Annotated in this window: 19 protein-coding genes; all 19 read left to right on the forward strand. The window is 39.2% G+C overall.

The annotated features are described in order from the left end of the window. Positions 1-268 precede the first annotated feature (268 nt). A complete protein-coding gene (locus tag HMPREF9189_RS05020; protein ID WP_001079989.1) occupies positions 269-1,432 on the forward strand; it encodes a class I SAM-dependent rRNA methyltransferase in 1,164 nt (387 codons plus the stop codon). Next, positions 1,429-2,106, forward strand: coding sequence for a type I 3-dehydroquinate dehydratase (aroD, locus tag HMPREF9189_RS05025; RefSeq protein ID WP_000767780.1), 678 nt, complete (start codon positions 1,429-1,431; stop codon positions 2,104-2,106). The genes HMPREF9189_RS05020 and aroD overlap by 4 nt, the downstream gene beginning before the upstream one ends. Beyond that, positions 2,096-2,950 carry a shikimate dehydrogenase gene (locus tag HMPREF9189_RS05030; protein ID WP_000762492.1) on the forward strand — a complete coding sequence of 285 codons (855 nt, stop codon included), beginning with the start codon at positions 2,096-2,098 and terminating at the stop codon, positions 2,948-2,950. Before aroD ends, HMPREF9189_RS05030 begins: the two co-directional genes overlap by 11 nt. 18 nt (positions 2,951-2,968) lie before the next feature. Beyond that, positions 2,969-4,036, forward strand: a complete 1,068-nt coding sequence (gene aroB / locus HMPREF9189_RS05035) for a 3-dehydroquinate synthase (RefSeq protein ID WP_000702124.1) — start codon at positions 2,969-2,971, stop codon at positions 4,034-4,036. Positions 4,037-4,045: 9 nt separating this feature from the next. After that, on the forward strand, positions 4,046-5,212 hold the full coding sequence (aroC, locus tag HMPREF9189_RS05040) for a chorismate synthase (RefSeq protein WP_001269889.1): 1,167 nt from the start codon (positions 4,046-4,048) through the stop codon (positions 5,210-5,212). A gap of 9 nt (positions 5,213-5,221) precedes the next feature. Beyond that, positions 5,222-6,325, forward strand: a complete 1,104-nt coding sequence (locus tag HMPREF9189_RS05045; protein ID WP_001140494.1) for a prephenate dehydrogenase — start codon at positions 5,222-5,224, stop codon at positions 6,323-6,325. A 10-nt stretch (positions 6,326-6,335) separates the two neighbouring features. Beyond that, positions 6,336-6,674, forward strand: coding sequence for a YlbF/YmcA family competence regulator (locus HMPREF9189_RS05050; RefSeq protein WP_000065983.1), 339 nt, complete (start codon positions 6,336-6,338; stop codon positions 6,672-6,674). 89 nt (positions 6,675-6,763) lie between these two features. Next, positions 6,764-8,047 (forward strand): 3-phosphoshikimate 1-carboxyvinyltransferase, encoded by a 1,284-nt coding sequence (gene aroA, locus HMPREF9189_RS05055; RefSeq protein WP_000769897.1) that lies wholly within the window; start codon positions 6,764-6,766, stop codon positions 8,045-8,047. After that, positions 8,040-8,516: a shikimate kinase gene (locus HMPREF9189_RS05060; RefSeq protein ID WP_001151396.1), complete on the forward strand. Its 477-nt coding sequence runs from the start codon at positions 8,040-8,042 to the stop codon at positions 8,514-8,516. The genes aroA and HMPREF9189_RS05060 overlap by 8 nt, the downstream gene beginning before the upstream one ends. Continuing rightward, entirely contained in the window at positions 8,513-9,361 is an 849-nt protein-coding gene (gene pheA, locus HMPREF9189_RS05065; protein WP_000686431.1) for a prephenate dehydratase, read from the forward strand. The genes HMPREF9189_RS05060 and pheA overlap by 4 nt, the downstream gene beginning before the upstream one ends. Continuing rightward, entirely contained in the window at positions 9,358-10,650 is a 1,293-nt protein-coding gene (locus HMPREF9189_RS05070; RefSeq protein ID WP_000032318.1) for an LCP family protein, read from the forward strand. The genes pheA and HMPREF9189_RS05070 overlap by 4 nt, the downstream gene beginning before the upstream one ends. Before the next feature lie 145 nt (positions 10,651-10,795). Next, positions 10,796-11,632 carry a phosphorylcholine transferase LicD gene (locus HMPREF9189_RS05075; protein ID WP_001281436.1) on the forward strand — a complete coding sequence of 279 codons (837 nt, stop codon included), beginning with the start codon at positions 10,796-10,798 and terminating at the stop codon, positions 11,630-11,632. Beyond that, positions 11,622-12,725 carry a glycosyltransferase gene (locus HMPREF9189_RS05080; RefSeq protein WP_000225879.1) on the forward strand — a complete coding sequence of 368 codons (1,104 nt, stop codon included), beginning with the start codon at positions 11,622-11,624 and terminating at the stop codon, positions 12,723-12,725. Before HMPREF9189_RS05075 ends, HMPREF9189_RS05080 begins: the two co-directional genes overlap by 11 nt. 1 nt (position 12,726) lies before the next feature. Further along, the gene (locus tag HMPREF9189_RS05085; protein WP_000446987.1) at positions 12,727-13,713 is read left to right on the forward strand and encodes a glycosyltransferase family 2 protein; all 987 of its coding nucleotides are present in this window, start codon (positions 12,727-12,729) and stop codon (positions 13,711-13,713) included. A 15-nt stretch (positions 13,714-13,728) separates the two neighbouring features. Then, a complete protein-coding gene (locus HMPREF9189_RS05090; protein WP_000565073.1) occupies positions 13,729-15,186 on the forward strand; it encodes an O-antigen polysaccharide polymerase Wzy family protein in 1,458 nt (485 codons plus the stop codon). 3 nt (positions 15,187-15,189) lie between these two features. After that, on the forward strand, positions 15,190-16,227 hold the full coding sequence (locus tag HMPREF9189_RS05095; RefSeq protein WP_000461511.1) for a hypothetical protein: 1,038 nt from the start codon (positions 15,190-15,192) through the stop codon (positions 16,225-16,227). A gap of 238 nt (positions 16,228-16,465) precedes the next feature. Beyond that, complete coding sequence (locus HMPREF9189_RS05100; protein WP_000835884.1) at positions 16,466-17,950, forward strand: oligosaccharide flippase family protein; 1,485 nt, start codon at positions 16,466-16,468, stop codon at positions 17,948-17,950. Positions 17,951-17,962: 12 nt separating this feature from the next. Next, the gene (locus tag HMPREF9189_RS05105; protein ID WP_001228896.1) at positions 17,963-18,766 is read left to right on the forward strand and encodes a phosphorylcholine transferase LicD; all 804 of its coding nucleotides are present in this window, start codon (positions 17,963-17,965) and stop codon (positions 18,764-18,766) included. Then, entirely contained in the window at positions 18,767-19,582 is an 816-nt protein-coding gene (locus HMPREF9189_RS05110) for a phosphorylcholine transferase LicD (protein WP_001199662.1), read from the forward strand. Positions 19,583-19,588 lie beyond the last annotated feature (6 nt).

Genomic DNA, 19,588 nt, shown 5'->3' on the forward strand with positions numbered 1-19,588 from the left:
TTTCCTCTTGTTTATCAATATTGTGTTTTATTCTACCATAAAGTTTAGAACTAGGCAAACGTTTGCGCAAGTTTCTATACTCATTTCTGAAATTGTCTATTTTTATCGATTAAAATCTCTCTTTCCATTACAAGGGAAAGGATGTTTTGGTGAAAAAGTAAATGGAATAAACTTATTTGAACAAAAATGACACTCAGTAAACTAAAGTACAACTGGTTAAACGGTTTCTTTTTTGAGAATTGTCACAAAATTTGCTATAATAGTAGCTATGAATAGAATTAGGGTCAGCAGACGTGTTGAAAAAAAGCTAGCTAAGGGTCTAGTTCTTTTGGAAGCAAGTGATTTAACAGATATTGAACTGACGGATCAGGCAGTAGAAGTTCTTAGTCAAGACGGGAAGTTTTTAGGGAGTGCCTATCTTTCTCAGCAGAACAAGGGCATTGGCTGGTTCATCAGCAAGGAAAAGGTTCGTTTCAATCAAGCTTTTTTTGAATCTCTGTTTCGTAAGGCCAAGGAAGCTAGAAAGCCTTATTATCAAGATGACTTGACTACTGCCTTTCGCCTTTTTAACCAAGAGGGGGATGGTTTTGGTGGTCTGACTGTTGATCTCTATGGAGATTATGCTGTCTTTTCTTGGTACAACTCCTTTGTTTACCAGATTCGTAAGCTGATCGTAAAGGCTTTTAAGGAAGTTTTTCCTGAGGTCTTGGGGGCTTATGAAAAGATTCGTTTTAAAGGTCTAGACTACGAGTCTGCCTATGTTTATGGTGAGGAAGCGCCAGATGATTTTACTGTTCTTGAGAATGGAGTGCTCTATCAAGTTTTTATGAATGATGGCTTGATGACAGGGATTTTCCTGGACCAACATGCGGTTCGTGGGAGTCTGGTTGACGGTCTAGCCATGGGCAAATCCTTGCTCAATATGTTTTCCTATACGGCTGCCTTTTCTGTTGCTGCAGCTATGGGAGGTGCCAGTGAGACGACTTCAGTTGACTTGGCCAAACGGTCTAAAGAGCTGTCAGAAGCTCATTTTCAGGCAAATGGACTCAGCATGGACAATCATCGTTTTATCGTTATGGATGTCTTTGAGTACTTCAAGTATGCTAAGCGAAAAAGTTTGACTTATGATGTGATTGTTCTTGATCCGCCGAGCTTTGCCCGCAATAAAAAACAAACATTCTCTGTAGCTAAGGACTATCACAAGTTGATTTCCCAGAGTCTAGAGATTTTAAATCCGGGAGGCATTATCATTGCCAGTACCAATGCTGCCAATGTTTCCCGCCAGAAATTTACAGAACAAATTGATAAAGGTTTTGCAGGAAGAAGGTATCAGGTCTTGAACCAATACGGTCTTCCAGCAGACTTTGCCTATAATAAAAAAGATGAAAGCAGTAATTACCTCAAGGTGATTAGTATGAAGGTTAGTAGATGAAATTAATCGTTTCAGTAATGCCAAGAAGTTTGGAAGAAGCGCAAGAACTGGATGCCACTAGGTATGAAGATGCCGATATCATTGAGTGGCGTGCGGACTTTCTTACAAAGGACGCTATTTTACAGGTAGCACCCGCTATCTTTGAGAAATTTGCAGGACGTGAACTTGTCTTTACCCTTCGGACCCGCGCTGAGGGAGGAGAAATCGAACTTTCCTCAGGAGAGTATGTTCAAATCATCAAGGAAGTTACTCAGCTTTATCAGCCGGATTATGTAGATTTTGAGTATTTCAGCTACAAAGACGTTTTTGAGGAAATGTTGGATTTTCCAAATCTCGTATTGAGCTATCATAATTTCCAGGAGACACCTGAAAACATGATGGAAATCCTGTCTGAGTTGACCAGTCTCTCTCCCAAAGTGGTCAAGGTATCAGTTATGGCCCACACGGAGCAGGATGTTTTAGACCTGATGAATTACACTCGAGGATTTAAAACACTCAACCCTGAGCAAGAGTACGTGACCATTTCCATGGGGAAAATGGGCAAGGTATCCCGTATCACTTCAGATGTGACGGGTTCAAGTTGGTCATTTGCTAGTCTGGATGAAGCGAGTGCCCCAGGTCAGATCTCTCTATCAAACATGAAGAAAATCAGGGAGATTTTGGATGAAGCTTGATGGCTACACGCGTTTAGCTGCAGTTGTTGCAAATCCCATCAAACACTCTATTTCACCCTTTATCCACAATAGGGCCTTTGAGGCGACAGCTACCAATGGTGTCTATGTGGCTTGGGAGATTGAAGCGGGTGACTTGGCAGAAACAGTGGCTAATATTCGTCGCTACCAGATGTTTGGGATCAATCTTTCCATGCCTTACAAGGAACAAGTGATTCCTTATCTGGATGAGTTGAGTGATGAGGCTCGTTTGATTGGGGCGGTCAACACAGTTGTTAATCAAGACGGAACGTTAATTGGATATAATACAGATGGCAAGGGATTTTTTAAGAGCTTGCCTTCTTTTACAATTTCGGATAAGAAAATGACCATTCTGGGAGCAGGTGGCGCGGCCAAGTCCATTTTGGCACAGGCTATTTTGGATGGCGTCAGTCAGATTTCAGTCTTTGTTCGTTCAGTTTCCATGGAAAAAACAAGGCCTTACCTGACCAAGTTACAGGAGCAGACAGACTTTAAAGTGGGCTTGTATGCTTTAGAGGATATTTCTGAACTGCAAGAAAAGATTGCCAAGTCGGATCTACTCGTCAATGCGACCAGTGTGGGGATGGATGGCCAGTCGTCCCCAGTTCCAGAAAGCATCAATTTACCAGAAACTCTCTTGGTTGCAGATATTATTTACCAACCATTTGAAACACCATTTTTGAAATGGGCCAGAAGTCAGGGCAATCCAGCTGTCAATGGTCTGGGAATGTTGCTCTATCAAGCTGCTGAAGCTTTTCAACTGTGGACAGGTAAAGAAATGCCGACAGACGAGATTTGGCAGTCCTTAACAGAAAAATATAAATAGTGAAAAGGAGACCCTACTATGAAAATCAGAATCGATATTCCGCATCATCCTTATGATATTCAGATTGAAAAAGGTTGTCTAGCTCAGGCTGGTCAATGGTTGAAAGAACTCTGGCAACCTCAAAAAGTGGTTATCGTAACCGACAACCATGTAGCTTCTCTCTATGCAGAGAAGGTTAAGCTCAGCCTAGAAGATGCTGGTTTTCAGGTAGCTGTTTTTGATTTCTTAGAAGGGGAAGAAAGAAAGAATTTAACCACTGTTCAGAAAGTCTATGAGTTTCTAGTTAAGCAGGGGTTGACTCGTAGCGATGGAATCGTGGCTCTTGGTGGTGGTGTCGTGGGGGATCTAGCTAGTTTCGTAGCTTCTACCTATATGCGGGGTATTCACTTTGTTCAGATTCCGACTAGTTTGACAGCCCAGGTTGATTCTTCTATCGGTGGTAAGACAGGCGTCAACACTCCATTTGCTAAAAATATGGTGGGGACCTTTGCCCAACCTGATGGGGTTCTGATTGATCCACTTGTACTTGAAACACTTGGAAAGAGAGAGCTGATTGAAGGGATGGGTGAGGTTATCAAGTACGGCTTGATTGAGGATCCAGAACTGTGGGCTCTCTTAACGGAGCTGGATGGTTCTGTAGGGAGCATTCTGGAACATGCAGAGACTTTGATTGAACATTCTTGTCAGGTGAAGCGCAAGATGGTGGTTGAGGATGAGTTGGATAACGGTGTTCGCCTTTACCTCAATTTTGGGCACACTATTGGCCATGCCATTGAAGCGACTGCCGGTTATGGCAAGGTCATGCATGGAGAAGCTGTGGCCATGGGCATGGTTCAGATTTCCAAGGTTGCTGAGGAAAAAGGCCTCATGCCAGCTGGAATAACCCAGTCCATCACAGCTATGTGTCAGAAATTTGGTTTGCCTGTTGACTATGAAAACTGGGATGTTGATAAACTTTATCAAGCTTTGACTCATGATAAGAAAGCGCGTGGGAACACCTTGAAATTGGTCTTGGTGCCAGAGCTTGGTTCGGCGAGCATTCACCCTGTTTCCTTAGAAGAGATGAAAGACTACTTGGTAAAATAAGGAGAACCTATGAGATATTTAACTGCGGGAGAATCACATGGACCCCGTCTGACAGCTATCATTGAAGGAATTCCTGCTGGACTTCCTTTGACAGCAGAGACCATCAATGAGGATCTGAAACGTCGTCAGGGTGGATATGGTCGTGGTGGTCGTATGAAGATTGAGAGTGACCAGGTTGTCTTTACTTCTGGCATTCGCCATGGGAAGACGACAGGAGCTCCTATTACCATGGATGTCGTCAATAAAGACCACCAAAAATGGCTGGATATCATGTCTGCTGAGGACATTGAAGCCCGCCTAAAAAGCAAACGGAAAATCACTCATCCTCGTCCAGGTCATGCCGACTTGGTAGGGGGCATCAAGTACCGTTTTGACGATTTGCGTAATTCCTTGGAGCGCTCATCCGCCCGTGAAACTACAATGAGGGTGGCAGTTGGGGCAGTGGCCAAACGCCTCTTAGCTGAACTGGATATGGAGATTGCTAATCATGTCGTGATCTTTGGTGGCAAGGAAATCGATGTTCCCGAAAATCTAACAGTCGCTGAGATTAAGCAAAGAGCTGCCCAATCTGAAGTTTCTATTGTCAACCAAGAACGAGAACAAGAAATCAAGGACTATATTGATCAAATCAAACGTGACGGTGATACCATCGGTGGGGTTGTGGAGACAGTCGTCGGAGGTGTTCCAGTTGGCCTTGGTTCCTTTGTTCAATGGGACAGAAAATTGGATGCGCGATTGGCCCAAGCAGTTGTTTCTATCAATGCCTTTAAAGGGGTGGAATTTGGTCTTGGGTTTGAAGCTGGTTACCGCAAAGGCAGCCAAGTTATGGATGAAATTCTCTGGTCTAAAGAAGACGGATATACTCGGCGTACCAATAATCTAGGTGGTTTCGAAGGTGGCATGACCAATGGGCAACCAATTGTTGTTCGTGGTGTTATGAAACCAATTCCCACTCTCTATAAACCATTGATGAGTGTGGATATCGAGACTCACGAACCTTACAAGGCAACTGTGGAAAGAAGTGATCCGACCGCTCTTCCAGCAGCAGGTGTTGTCATGGAGGCTGTTGTGGCAACAGTTCTGGCGCAGGAAATTCTTGAAAAATTCTCATCGGACAACCTAGAGGAATTAAAAGAAGCGGTAGCCAAACACCGTGAGTATACAAAGAACTATTAAGGAGTCTCTATGGCAAAAACCATCTATATCGCAGGTCTCGGTTTGATTGGTGCCTCGATGGCGCTTGGTATCAAGCGCGATCATCCCGATTACGAAATTCTAGGTTACAATCGCAGTCAGACTTCGAGAGACATTGCCTTGGAGCGGGGGATAATTGACCGAGCAACGGATGATTTTGCCAGTTTTGCTCCTCTGGCAGATGTCATCATTCTGACCTTGCCGATCAAGCAGACCATTGCTTTTATTCAGGAGTTGGCAGGTTTGAACTTGAAAGAAGGCGTCATTATCTCGGATGCTGGCTCGACCAAGGCTTCCATTGTGGAAGTTGCTGAGGAATACTTGGCTGGCAAGTCAATTCGTTTTGTCGGGGCTCATCCCATGGCTGGTAGCCACAAGACAGGAGCTGCCTCTGCCGATGTTAATCTCTTCGAAAATGCCTACTATATCTTTACTCCATCTAGCTTGACTAGTCCAGATACGATTGAGGAAATGAAGAACCTACTTTCTGGTCTCCATGCTCGTTTCATTGAAATTGATGCCAAGGAGCACGATCGTGTAACTTCACAGATTAGCCATTTTCCCCATATCTTGGCATCAGGTCTCATGGAGCAAACAGCTGTCTATGCTCAAGAACATGAGATGACAAGGCGCTTTGCGGCGGGTGGTTTTCGAGATATGACTCGAATTGCAGAGAGTGAACCAGGTATGTGGACTTCTATTCTTTTGTCCAATCGCGAGACCATCCTAGAGCGGATTGAGGATTTCAAGGAACGCTTAGATGGGATTGGTCAGGCTATTAGCAAGGGGGAAGAAGAGCAGATTTGGAACTTTTTCAACCAAGCGCGTGAGCAACGTCAGGCCATGGAAATCCATAAGCGTGGTGGAGTGGACAGTTCTTATGACCTCTATGTCGATGTTCCCGATGAAGAAGATGTTATCTTGCGGATTTTGGAACTGCTACGAGGAACTTCCTTGGTCAACATCCACATCAACGAAGAAAACCGTGAGGATATTCACGGGATTCTACAAATTTCCTTTAAAAATGCTCAAGATTTAGAACGAGCTGAGCGCTTAATTTCAGAAAATACGGACTACACAGTCGTCATCAAATAAGGAGAAAATCATGTCAAATATTTACGATAGTGCAAATGAACTTAGTCGTGGGTTACGCGAATTACCAGAATACAAGGCGGTTAAGACTGCAAAAGATGCCATCCAAGCTGATGAACAAGCTAGCAAGATTTTTGCAGACTATATCGCCTTCCAGCAAGAAATCCAAGTCATGGCGCAAACGGGGAAAATGCCAGACGCCTCTTTCCAAGAAAAGATGCAGTCCTTCAGCAAGCAAATCCAAGAGAACGCTCTTTTGTCAGATTTCTTTGCCAAACAGCAACAATTGTCCATTTACCTTTCAGACATTGAAAAAATTGTCTTTGAACCTGTTTCAGAATTATTGAAATAGTATTTTATCTGTATAAAAGCCAGAAATTTCAGGAATTTCTGGCTTTTTTGTGATAAAATAAGAAAAGTATTGCAAGTATGAGGTCAACTATGAAACTAAAAACAAACATTCGCCACTTACATGGCAGTATCCGAGTTCCAGGTGACAAGTCTATCAGCCACCGTTCGATTATTTTTGGAAGTTTGGCTGAGGGAGAAACCAAGGTATATGATATTCTGCGTGGAGAGGATGTGCTCTCAACCATGCAGGTTTTTCGTGACCTTGGTGTTAAAATTGAGGACAAAGATGGGGTTATTACCATTCAAGGTGTAGGCATGGATGCCTTAAAAGCTCCGCAGAACGCCTTGGATATGGGGAATTCTGGCACTTCGATTCGCCTGATTTCAGGTGTCCTTGCTGGTGCAGACTTCGAAGTAGAGATGTTTGGAGATGATAGTCTTTCTAAACGCCCTATGGACCGTGTGACGATTCCTCTGAAAAAAATGGGCGTCAGCATTTCTGGTCAAACAGAGCGAGACTTGCCTCCTCTGTACTTGAAAGGTACTAAAAACCTAACACCAATTCACTATGAGTTGCCAATCGCCTCTGCTCAGGTCAAGTCTGCCTTGATATTTGCAGCCTTGCAGGCTCAGGGGGAGTCCGTTATTCTCGAGAAAGAATGTACTCGTAACCACACCGAAGATATGCTTCAGCAATTTGGTGGTCATTTAAGTGTGGATGGCAAAAAGATCACAGTCCAAGGACCACAAAAACTGACAGGACAAAAGGTAGTTGTTCCAGGAGATATTTCCAGTGCCGCCTTTTGGTTGATCGCTGGTTTGATTGTGCCAAACTCTCGTGTGGTGCTACAGAATGTGGGGATCAATGAAACGCGTACTGGTATTATTGATGTCATTCGTGCCATGGGTGGAAAATTAGAAATAACTGAAATCGACCCAATCGCTAAATCTGCAACGCTGACTGTCGAGTCTTCAGACCTGAAAGGAACAGAGATTGGTGGAGCCTTGATTCCACGCTTGATTGATGAATTGCCCATTATTGCCCTTTTAGCGACACAAGCGCAAGGTGAAACAGTCATTAAGGATGCTGAGGAACTCAAGGTCAAGGAAACAGACCGCATTCAGGTGGTGGCAGATGCTTTAAATAGCATGGGGGCGGATATCACTCCTACAGCAGATGGGATGATTATCAAAGGAAAATCAAGACTTCATGGCGCTAGAGTCAATACGTTTGGTGACCATCGAATTGGGATGATGACAGCCATCGCAGCCCTCTTGGTTGCTGATGGAGAAGTGGAACTTGACCGTGCTGAAGCCATCAATACCAGCTATCCTAGCTTCTTTGATGATTTGGAGAGCTTGATTCATGGCTAAGGTATTACTCGGATTTATGGGTGCTGGCAAGTCGACAATCGCTAGAGGATTGAACCCAGACTACATTGATATGGACGCCTTAATCGAGGAACGTTTGGGCATGTCCATTGCGAATTTTTTCGCTGAAAAGGGAGAAGAGGCCTTTCGTCAGGTGGAGTCAGAAGTTTTAGCTGACTTACTAAAAACGGACCGAGTTGTGTCAACTGGCGGAGGAGTTGTTATTTCTCAGCTAAATCGTGACTTGCTCAAGACCAATCCTGATAACATCTACCTAAAAGCAGATTTTGAAACTCTCTACCAACGTATCGCAGCTGATAAGGACAATCAGCGTCCCCTTTTTCTAAATAATAGCAAGGAAGAACTGGCAGCTATTTTTCAAAAAAGACAGGCCTGGTATGAGGAAGTAGCCAGTCGGGTTTTGGATGTGACCAAGCTAAGCCCAGAGGAAATTATAGAGGAACTGAGATGAAAATTGCCTATCTAGGTCCCAAGGGATCTTTTTCGCATCATGTTGTGCAGACAGCATTTCCCAAAGAGGAATTGCAGGCTTTTGCCAATATCACAGATGTTATCAAGGCCTATGAACAAGGCTTAGTGGACTATTCTGTGGTACCAGTTGAAAATTCTATCGAGGGTAGTGTTCATGAAACCTTGGATTACCTTTTTCATCAGGCTCGTATCCAAGCAGTCGCAGAAATCGTCCAGCCTATTCACCAGCAGTTGATGGTGGTTCCAGGTTACTCAAAAATTGAGAAAATCTTTTCTCATCCTCAGGCTCTGGCTCAAGGAAAGAGGTTCATTGATGCACACTATCCAGATGCTAAAATAGAGGTAACAGCCAGTACTGCCTATGCAGCTCGATTTATTTCAGAACATCCAGATCAGCCTTATGCAGCTATTGCTCCTAAAAGTTCAGCTGAAGAATATGGCTTGGAATTAATTGCAGAGGATATTCAGGAGATGGAAGCCAATTTCACACGTTTTTGGGTGTTAGGGGCAGAGATACCGAAGATTCCTTTGAACTCGCAAGCTGAAAAAATGAGTTTGGCCTTGACCTTACCAGACAACCTACCTGGTGCTCTTTACAAGGCACTTTCGACCTTTGCTTGGAGAGGGATTGACTTAACAAAGATTGAAAGTCGCCCCCTTAAAACAGCCTTGGGAGAGTACTTTTTCATTATCGATATAGACTATAGTGACAAAGAACTGGTTCATTTTGCCAGACAAGAACTAGAAGCCATTGGAATTCAGCACAAGATACTGGGAACCTACCCGATTTTTACCATAACCGATTTAGAAAAGGAGAGTCAATGAGCAAAGAAAATCCTTTAAGTCATCACGAGCAGTTACGCTATGACTATCTCTTCAAAAATATTCATTACCTCAACGACCGTGAACGGAGGGAGTTTGATTATCTGCAACAAAAAATGGCAGGTCCCAAGCCTGAAGTTCACCATTTCTACCAAGAAGAAAAAGAAGAAACTTGGGGTAGAGATATTGATCTTCCGACTTATGGCAGTAGAAGTCGATCTAAGAGACATGAAAAGGTAACTCCTCTGCCTAAAGTCAAAAAGAAAAAAAGAAGAATTCGCTTCAAACGAATACTGACTTGGCTCTTGCTGTTGATTACATGTGTTGCTGCGGGCATGATTATTATGTTTCTTCGAGGTTTCCAGTCGGCAACTACTAGCAATAAGCCAGCTGACGCCAAGGCAGCTCAAGTAGAGGTCTTTAATGGTCAAGATACTAAAGACGGTGTGAATATCCTAGTCATGGGGACAGATGGCCGTATCGGTCAAAATAGTGCAGAAACCCGTACCGATACGATCATGGTACTAAATGTCAGCGGATCGGATAAAAAGATCAAGCTAGTCAGCTTTATGCGTGACAACTTAGTTTATATCAACGGGTATAGTAAGATTGTAAATGGCCAGAAACAGATGGATAACAAACTAAATGTTGCCTATGAACTTGGGGAACAAGAAGGGCAAAAAGGGGCAGAAATGGTCCGTAAGGTTCTAAAAGACAACTTTGACTTGGATATTAAATACTATGCCCTGGTCGACTTCCAGGCCTTTGCAACAGCCATTGATACCCTCTTCCCTGACGGAGTAACAATTGATGCCCAATTCTCAACATTGAATGGTCAACCTTTGACAGAAGCTACAGTTGGAGATGATCTGCATGCAACAGAGACAGAGTCGCCAACCCAAACCATTAAAGTTGGAAAACAGCAGATGAATGGATCCACCTTGCTGAACTATGCTCGCTTCCGTGATGATGATGAGGGAGACTACGGCCGTACCAAACGTCAGCAACAAGTCATGTCAGCTGTTCTTGAGCAGATCAAAGATCCAACCAAGCTCTTTACAGGATCAGAGGCACTTGGAAAAGTTTTTGGCATGACATCAACAAATCTACCATATAGCTTCTTGTTGACCAATGGATTATCTGTCCTAGAAGGTGCTCAAAATGGCATTGAAAGACTCACGGTACCCGAACTTGGTGACTGGGTAGATGCTTATGATGTCTATGGAGGGCAAGGACTTCTTGTCGATCAAAATAAATACCAAACAAAACTCGCTCAAATGGGAATGAGATAAGAGGCGATAAATGAAAATCAAAGTTTGATTCACTAGTGAAATGGTGGTATGAGCTTTGGTTTTTCTTACTATCTGATAGATTTTTATAGCTTTTTTATGGTATAATAAAATGATATAACTCGTTATTGGACAGAAGAGGAGAGATATGAGTGATTTGAAAGCGATTCAGGCTCGTAGTCTGGAAATGGCTGAATATTTCGTCGCATTTTGTAAAGAACATGATTTGTTATGCTACCTCTGTGGTGGAGGAGCCATTGGCGCCCTTCGTCATAAGGGCTTCATTCCTTGGGATGATGATCTAGACTTTTTCATGCCGCGTAAGGACTATGAAAAATTAGTTGAACTATGGCCTCGTTATGCAGATGAGCGTTATTTCTTGTCAAAGAGTCACAAGGATTTTGTAGATCGTAACCTTTTTATTACTATTCGTGATAAGGAAACAACTTGTATCAAGCCTTATCAGAAGGATTTGGATTTGCCACACGGTTTAGCTTTGGATGTTTTACCTTTAGATTATTATCCTAAAAATCCAGCTGAGCGTAAGAAACAAGTCCGCTGGGCCTTGATTTATTCACTCTTTTGCGCCCAAACTGTCCCAGAAAAGCATGGAGCAGTCATGAAATGGGGAAGTCGGATTTTACTCGGCTTGACGCCAAAATCTCTACGTTATCGCATTTGGAAAAAAGCTGAGAAAGAAATGACCAAGTACACTTTATCAGAGAGTGATGGAATCACGGAATTATGCTCAGGACCTGGCTACATGCGAAACAAGTACCCAATCGCATCCTTTGAAGATAATCTCTTCTTGCCATTTGAAGGAACTGAGATGCCTATTCCAGTCGGCTATGATGCCTATCTCAGCACTGCTTTTGGGGATTATATGACACCACCACCAGCAGACAAGCAAGTACCGCATCATGATGCCATTATAGCAGACATGGACAAGAGCTACACAGAGTATAAGGGAGAATATGGTGGCTAAGAAAAAAATCTTATTCTTTATGTGGTCTTTTTCTCTCGGAGGCGGAGCAGAGAAGATTCTATCTACCATTGTTTCAAATCTGGATCCAGAAAAGTATGATATTGATATTCTTGAAATGGAACACTTTGATAAGGGGTATGAAATGGTTCCCAACAATGTTCATATTTTAAAGGCTTTTCAGGATTATCGTCAACCAAGATGGTTACGAGCTCTTTTGTGGAGAATGAGAATCTATTTTCCAAGACTGACTCGTCGCTTGCTTGTGAAAGATGACTATGATGTTGAAGTTTCTTTTACCATTATGAATCCACCACTTTTGTTCTCTAAAAGAAAAGAAGTAAAGAAGATATCTTGGATTCATGGAAGTATTGAGGAATTCCTAAAGGATAGTTCAAAACGTGAATCGCATAGATGTCAGTTGGATGCTGCGGATGCTATAGTAGGAATTTCAAAAAAGACCAGTAATTCTATCAAAGAAGTGTACCCAGACTATGCTTCGAAATTGCAAACGGTATACAATGGTTACGATTTTAAGACTATTTTAGAAAAATCTCAAGAGAAGATTGATATCGAGATTGCGCCTCAAAGTATCTGTACTATTGGACGGATTGAGGAAAATAAGGGGTCCGACCGTGTGGTGGAAGTGATACGGTTATTACACCAAGAAGGAAAAAATTATCACCTTTACTTTATAGGTGCTGGTGATATGGAAGAGGAACTGAAAAAACGAGTCCAAGAGTATGGGCTTGAGGATTATGTACATTTCCTTGGTTATCAAAAAAATCCTTATCAGTATTTATCTCAGATGAAAGTTCTCCTATCTATGTCTAAACAAGAAGGGTTTCCTGGAGTGTATGTGGAAGCCTTGAGTCTTGGAATCCCTTTTGTCTCTACTGATGTCGGAGGTGCCGAGGAATTATCCCAAGAAGGTCGATTCGGACAAATCATTGAGAGCAATCAAGAGGCAGCTCAGGCAATTACGAACTATATGACTTCTGCTTCAAACTTTGATATTAATGAAGCCAGCCAATTCATTCAACAATTTACAATTGCCAAACAAATCGAACAAGTAGAAAAACTATTAGAGGAGTAGCATGGAAACTGCATTAATTAGTGTGATTGTTCCAGTCTATAATGTGGCGCAATACCTAGAAAAATCGATAGCTTCCATTCAGAAGCAGACCTATCAAAATCTGGAAATCATTCTTGTTGATGATGGGTCAACGGATGAAAGTGGTCGCTTGTGTGATTCAATCGCTGAACAAGATGATAGGATGTTAGTGCTTCATAAAAATAACGAAGGCCTGTCACAAGCGCGAAACGATGGAATGAAGCAGGCTCATGGGGATTATCTGATTTTTATTGACTCGGATGATTATATCCATCCAGAAATGATTCAGAGTTTATATGAGCAATTAATTCAAGAAGATGCAGATGTTTCTAGCTGTGGCGTCATGAATGTCTATGCAAATGATGAAAGCCCACAGTCAGCCAAACAGGATGATTATTTTGTCTGTGATTCTCAAAAATTTCTGAGGGAATACCTTATAGGTGAAAAAATACCAGGAACGATCTGCAATAAGTTGATCAAGAGAGAGATTACAACTGCCCTATCCTTTCCTAAGGGATTGATTTACGAAGATGCCTATTATCATTTTGATTTAATCAAGTTGGCTAGGAAGTACGTTGTTAATACCAAACCCTATTATTACTATTTCCATAGAGGGGATAGCATTACGACCAAACCGTATGCAGAGAAAGATTTAGCCTATATTGATATCTACCAAAAGTTTTACAATGAAGTTGTGAAAAACTATCCTGACTTGAAAGAGGTCGCTTTCTTCAGATTGGCCTATGCCCACTTCTTTATTTTGGATAAGATGCTTTTGAGAGAGAATTACAGAGAAATTAAAGGATATCCAGCGATTTATCATTTTTTGAAGAAGCACGCTTTTTCTATTTTTAAAAATCCTATTTTTAGAATGGGGAGACGAATTAGTGCTTTAGCTCTATTTTTAAACATACGATTGTATCGAATATTGTTACTAAAAAATATTGAACAGTCAAGAAAAATCAATTAGAAAAGGAGGAGAGAAATGATTGATGGCAAACGAATATTGCTTTGTGCGACCATTCTAAGCTATTTCTTAACAATTTTGAGTGGTATCACTTATTTGTTTACAAATGAAAATGTCGTACTGTTAACGACTCTACTATTGTTGTTGATTAGTAGCCTTCTATTTTGCTGGAATAATATAAAATATTATTTAATTCACTTTATTTTTTATGTTACAATTTTTATATTTTTGGTATCCAGACCCACGATAGATTACTTTAGAGATGGTGCCTTAGACACTTACCAACCTATTGCTTACCGTTTTTCTTTTTTGGTGGTAATTGTCTCAATATTGGGACTGACAATAGGAGGATTCATTGCGAGTTATTACATTAACAGAAAAAAAGTTCACGATATAGAAGTTAGACATGAATCTACTGTAAACTTTATAAAAAACTTACGTTTTGTATCACTGAGTGTATTTTTGATTACCTATCCATTTTACTTTTTAAGACTACTTGAACGTTTACTTTATCGTTTACAGACTTCTTATTACAACTATTATGCAAATTTTGAGAGTCAACTTCCATATTTTACCTATATCTTGTCGACATTTACGGTTTATGCGATGTGTATGTACTTGGCAACTAAACCAAAGAAATTACACGCGACAGCAGTGCTAGTGTCCTTTATTATCGCAAATACCATTCATTTAGCAATAGGAACACGTAATCCTTTCATTTTAAGTATTCTATTTGCTTTCGTATATTATTTTATGCGTGAGCAGACTGAAAAGGGAAAATGGATTGGCTTCAAAGAAAAATTGGCGATTTTTGTTGGATCACCTATTCTTATGTTAGCAATGGGAATTCTTAATTATGTGCGCGATAATGTGCAAGTTTCTCATACAGGATTTTGGGATATTCTTCTTGATTTTATTTATAAACAGGGGACCAGTTTTGGAGTATTGGCAAGAGGATTTTTATACAACAGTAGTCTCCCTTATAGAGATTTTCGGAATTTCACCTTTGGTCCTATAATTGACTATTTTGCAAGGGGAAGTTTGGGAATCATTTTTGGAGCGAAACCATTTGAACATACAACAAATAGTATTGAATTAGCCATTGATAGTAATAGCTACGCTAATAACCTATCTTATCTTGTCCTAAACAAGGAATACTTAAGAGGTCATGGTATTGGTAGTAGTTATATCATGGAGTTGTATACCGATTATGGTATGATGGGAGTTTTCCTACTAAGTTTCCTACTTGGCTTATTATTTATAGCAATGTTGCAAGTTGCTTATCGCTCGAAAACCATCTTATTCGCTTTGTCCCTATTAATCTTGAATAATATCTTCTTTATGCCAAGAAGTAGCTTTTCGGAAAGTTTCTTTAACCTGTTTACAATGCAATTCTGGGGAATTGTTCTTGTTATGCTATTTGTCGCTAAAATGATTACTAAAAAAAATCAATATCTAATACAAAAAAGGAGTTAACTCATGTTTGAACACTATTCAGTAGAGGATCTATTTGCAAATCTCTATAAAAAACGGAAAATGAATCTGCTAGTTTTGATTGTTTTATTTGCACTTATCGCTGTGCCATTTACGCTTACAGCGGTCAAAAACAAAAATACGGTGAAAGATACATCTAGCTATTCAACTTATATTACTTATAAAATTACGCCTCCAGAGGATTCTTCAAAAGTAATTTTGAACCACCAAGCTGGAAGATACAGTGATTTTTATGCCAAATTAATTGACGGTAATCTAAATGGAGCCTTTCTTTTTAATGATGTTGATTCAGATAAAATGAAAAAAATTGCTAGTGATTTGGATACGACAGAATCAGCTTTAAAAAATTCAACCAGTGACTACTGGACTAAAAAATTGACGGTAAATTCATTAATTGATGACGCAGGTGTAAGTATCAAAATTTTAACACCTAGCAAAGAGGTAAATGATTTTCTTGAGACTAAGTTTGATTCATTAATTGATAAATTTAAGAGTACCTATGCAAATGTTAAAATTGAAAAGCTAGAAACAGTCAATTCAAAAGAATTAAATCCTAGTGGTGAAATTACAGTTGGCTTCAATCTTAAAAATCTAGTTTTGCGCTTAGCAGTTATAGGAGTTCTATGTGTTGTTCTCCTTATTATGGGAAATGTTCTTGTCTATATTTTTAATCCTACAATTAATCGTGCAGGCGACTTTTTGGCCTATCAACTAGATTTTGTTTCAAATATCACTACCAATGATAACCTATCACAACTTTTGAGTTATAGATGTGAAGGTCAACCATTAGCGGTTGTCAGTTCAGATAGTCGTATCTTAAAGAAATTACAAGAAAATTACAAATTAAATATAGAGGGTATTCATTTTGTAGATTTGCAAAATGTAAAAGATCTTTTAGCAACGGACAATGTTCTATTCGTTGAGGAATATGGTGTTACTCGTTATAAAAAATTTGAAGAAAGCTTGCAGATGGTTAGAAATCTAAATCGTTCAGTTTTAGGAGTCATAGCTTTCAATCTATAAAGTATCTTCATAAAAAAGTGAAGAGGTTCAATATTTAAAGAGGACGTGATGGTCCTCTTTTTTATGTCTACGATAAGGTAGAAAGGAAATCCAATGATATTAGGGTTATCAACCTATCTTTTAACAAAGAGGAAACTTATAATAAGCGAAATAGAAATGCGCTGTTGAAACTAGTTTTCTCAATCAAAAAGGCCTTTTTAACTAACTTTATGATATAATAAACAACGAGGTAAATTGAATGAAAAGTATAAAATTAAATGCTCTGGCTTTTATGGGGATTCGTGTTTTAAATATTATTTTCCCTATTTTAACAGGTACATATGTTGCTCGTGTTTTGGATCGAACAGATTATGGTTATTTTAACTCTGTTGATACCATCTTATCTTTCTTCTTGCCCTTTGCAACTTATGGGGTTTATAACTACGGTCTTCGTGCCATTAGCAATGTGAAAGATAATAAAAAAGAGCTAAACAAAGTTTTCTCTAGTCTCTTTTATTTGTGTGTTGCTTGTACTATTATTACAACACTTGTGTATGTTTTCTCCTATCCATTATTCTTTACAGCTAATCCTATTATTAAAAAGATCTATTTAGTAATGGGAGTGCAACTCGTTGCTCAGATTTTTTCAATTGAGTGGGTTAATGAGGCGCTTGAAAATTATAGCTTTTTATTTTATAAAACAGCTTTCATACGTGTTCTCATGTTGGTATCAATATTTTTATTTGTAAAAAACGAACACGATATTGTTGTTTATACTCTGGTAATGAGTCTGTCAACCTTAATTAACTATCTCATTAGTTATTTCTGGATTAAACGAGATATAAAATTTGTAAAAGTTTCACTAAGTGAATTCAAACCGCTTATCCTTCCACTGACAGCCATGCTTATTTTCGCAAATGCAAATATGTTATTTACTTTTCTTGACCGTCTATTTCTTGTGAAGACGGGGATTGATGTGAATGTCAGCTACTATACTATTGCACAACGAATTGTAACGGTTATTGCGGGTGTTGTTACAGGTGCAATTGGGGTTAGTGTCCCTCGTTTAAGTTATTATCTTGGAAAAGGAAAGAAAGAGGAGTATGTAAATCTAGTTAACCGAGGAAGTCGTATTTTCAATTTCTTTATCATTCCTCTTAGTATAGGCTTAATGATTTTGGGACCCCAAGCTATCTTAGTATATGGTAGTGAAAAATATATAGGTGGCGGTATTTTAACTTCCCTCTTTGCTGTCCGTACGATTATTCTCGCTCTAGATACTATTCTAGGATCACAAATTCTCTTTACAAATGGATATGAGAGAAGAATTACCCTCTATACTGTTTTTGCGGGTATTTTGAACCTTATTTTAGATAGTTTACTTTATTTTTATGATATCTATACACCAGAGTATTATCTGATTACAACTATGCTATCTGAAACATTCCTTTTGATTCTTTATATTCTCTTTATTAATAAGCGTAAACTCATCAACTTACAGCACATTCTAAAGTATACTTTACGGTATTCTCTCTTCTCAACGACATTTATTCTGATTTACTTCCTAGTCAATTTTATATATCCGGTACAAATGGTTATCAACTTGCCACTCTTTATTAATATGTTTATCATTATGGCATTATCTGCACTCAGTTATATTGGTCTACTAGTATGGACAAAAGATAGTATTTTCTATGAATTTTTAGGACACTTTATTTCGCTAAAAAAACGCGTTATAAAATAATAGGAGGAATATATGAGAAAATTAAGCATTGAAGAAGCTAAAAAGATTGAACTTGATATTTTAGACTTTATAGATTCCTTTTGTAAGGAGCACGGCATCAACTATTGTATTAACTATGGGACCTTGATTGGTGCTATTCGACACAAGGGATTTATTCCTTGGGATGATGATATAGACCTTTCTATGACTCGTGAAAACTATGAAAAGTTTATTCAGTTATTTAGTGAGAAGCAATCAAGATATAAACTTCTCTCGTTAGAAACGGATGACCAATATTTTAATAACTTTATCAAAATAGTAGATCCTACAACAAAAATAATTGATACGAGAAATACAAAAACTTATGATTCGGGTGTATTCATTGATATCTTTCCGATGGATACATTTAATGATACTAAGGTCGTTGATATCTGCTATAAGTTGGAAAGCTTTAAGTTATTATCCTTCAGTAAGCACAAGAATATTGTTTATGGAGATAGCAAGTTAAAAGATTTGATTCGTACTTTATTCTGGCTTCTTCTTCGACCTATTTCTCCTCGTTTTTTTGCTCATCAGATTGAAAAGCAAATTCAAAAGTATAGGGTAAAAGATGGTAAATATATCGCTTTTATTCCTTCTAAGTTGAAGGAAAAAGAAGTCTTTACCAAAGAAATTTTTGAAGATTTAATTGAAGTCCCTTTTGAACATCGGACGCTTTCGGCACCGAAACAATACGATGTTATTTTGAAACAGTATTATGGAGATTATATGACTCTTCCACCTAAAGAAAAACAGATTTATATCCACGAATTTGAAGCCTATAAATTGGAGGATTAAATGCAGTACTTAGAAAAAAATGAGATTAAAACTATTCAATTGGGCATTTTGGACTATATTGACGAAATTTGTAAAAAAAATAATATTTCTTATTTCCTCAGCTATGGAACAATGTTGGGAGCTGTTCGTCATAAAGGAATGATTCCTTGGGATGATGACATTGATATTTCTCTGTATAGAGAAGACTATGAACGTTTATTGAAAGCTATTGAAGAGGACCAGCATCCTATTTATCAAGTCCTCTCCTATGATACTTCGTCTTGGTATTTCCATAATTTTGCGGCTATTTTAGATACATCAACTGTCATTGAGGATAATGTAAAGTATAAGCGTCATGATACTAGTTTGTTTATTGATGTCTTTCCGATCGATCAATTTTCAGATTTGAGCATCATTGATAAGAGCTATAAATATGTTGCTTTGCGTCAGCTTGCCTATATCAAAAAAGAACGTGCGGTTCACGGAGATAGCAAAATAAAAGACTTTCTCCGCTTGTGTACATGGTATCCTCTCAGACTTGTCAATCCGAGATACTTCTTTAAGAAAATCGATCAATTAGTAAAAAATAGTATGACAGAAAATCCTACTTATGAAGGAGCTGTTGGAGTTGGAAAAGAAAAAATGAAAGAAGTCTTTCCAGCAGGGACCTTTAAAGAACTGATTTTAACAGAATTTGAAGGGAGAATGTTGCCAATTCCTAAAAATTATGATGCCTTTTTAACACAGATGTATGGTGATTATATGACTCCTCCATCAAAAGAAATGCAGGAGTGGTATAGCCATAGTATAAAAGCCTATCGTAAGATAGAGAAGTAGCTCAGT

Source organism: Streptococcus sp. oral taxon 071 str. 73H25AP, from assembly GCF_000146755.1.
In the GTDB taxonomy this organism is placed as follows: Bacteria; Bacillota; Bacilli; order Lactobacillales; family Streptococcaceae; genus Streptococcus; species Streptococcus oralis_T.

What these genes read in the sequence shown, in the direction of transcription:
- HMPREF9189_RS05020 (WP_001079989.1), top strand. Translation starts at nt 269, where the DNA reads ATGAATAGAATTAGGGTCAGCAGACGTGTTGAAAAAAAGCTAGCTAAG.
- aroD (WP_000767780.1), top strand. Translation starts at nt 1,429, where the DNA reads ATGAAATTAATCGTTTCAGTAATGCCAAGAAGTTTGGAAGAAGCGCAA.
- HMPREF9189_RS05030 (WP_000762492.1), top strand. Translation starts at nt 2,096, where the DNA reads ATGAAGCTTGATGGCTACACGCGTTTAGCTGCAGTTGTTGCAAATCCC.
- aroB (WP_000702124.1), top strand. Translation starts at nt 2,969, where the DNA reads ATGAAAATCAGAATCGATATTCCGCATCATCCTTATGATATTCAGATT.
- aroC (WP_001269889.1), top strand. Translation starts at nt 4,046, where the DNA reads ATGAGATATTTAACTGCGGGAGAATCACATGGACCCCGTCTGACAGCT.
- HMPREF9189_RS05045 (WP_001140494.1), top strand. Translation starts at nt 5,222, where the DNA reads ATGGCAAAAACCATCTATATCGCAGGTCTCGGTTTGATTGGTGCCTCG.
- HMPREF9189_RS05050 (WP_000065983.1), top strand. Translation starts at nt 6,336, where the DNA reads ATGTCAAATATTTACGATAGTGCAAATGAACTTAGTCGTGGGTTACGC.
- aroA (WP_000769897.1), top strand. Translation starts at nt 6,764, where the DNA reads ATGAAACTAAAAACAAACATTCGCCACTTACATGGCAGTATCCGAGTT.
- HMPREF9189_RS05060 (WP_001151396.1), top strand. Translation starts at nt 8,040, where the DNA reads ATGGCTAAGGTATTACTCGGATTTATGGGTGCTGGCAAGTCGACAATC.
- pheA (WP_000686431.1), top strand. Translation starts at nt 8,513, where the DNA reads ATGAAAATTGCCTATCTAGGTCCCAAGGGATCTTTTTCGCATCATGTT.
- HMPREF9189_RS05070 (WP_000032318.1), top strand. Translation starts at nt 9,358, where the DNA reads ATGAGCAAAGAAAATCCTTTAAGTCATCACGAGCAGTTACGCTATGAC.
- HMPREF9189_RS05075 (WP_001281436.1), top strand. Translation starts at nt 10,796, where the DNA reads ATGAGTGATTTGAAAGCGATTCAGGCTCGTAGTCTGGAAATGGCTGAA.
- HMPREF9189_RS05080 (WP_000225879.1), top strand. Translation starts at nt 11,622, where the DNA reads ATGGTGGCTAAGAAAAAAATCTTATTCTTTATGTGGTCTTTTTCTCTC.
- HMPREF9189_RS05085 (WP_000446987.1), top strand. Translation starts at nt 12,727, where the DNA reads ATGGAAACTGCATTAATTAGTGTGATTGTTCCAGTCTATAATGTGGCG.
- HMPREF9189_RS05090 (WP_000565073.1), top strand. Translation starts at nt 13,729, where the DNA reads ATGATTGATGGCAAACGAATATTGCTTTGTGCGACCATTCTAAGCTAT.
- HMPREF9189_RS05095 (WP_000461511.1), top strand. Translation starts at nt 15,190, where the DNA reads ATGTTTGAACACTATTCAGTAGAGGATCTATTTGCAAATCTCTATAAA.
- HMPREF9189_RS05100 (WP_000835884.1), top strand. Translation starts at nt 16,466, where the DNA reads ATGAAAAGTATAAAATTAAATGCTCTGGCTTTTATGGGGATTCGTGTT.
- HMPREF9189_RS05105 (WP_001228896.1), top strand. Translation starts at nt 17,963, where the DNA reads ATGAGAAAATTAAGCATTGAAGAAGCTAAAAAGATTGAACTTGATATT.
- HMPREF9189_RS05110 (WP_001199662.1), top strand. Translation starts at nt 18,767, where the DNA reads ATGCAGTACTTAGAAAAAAATGAGATTAAAACTATTCAATTGGGCATT.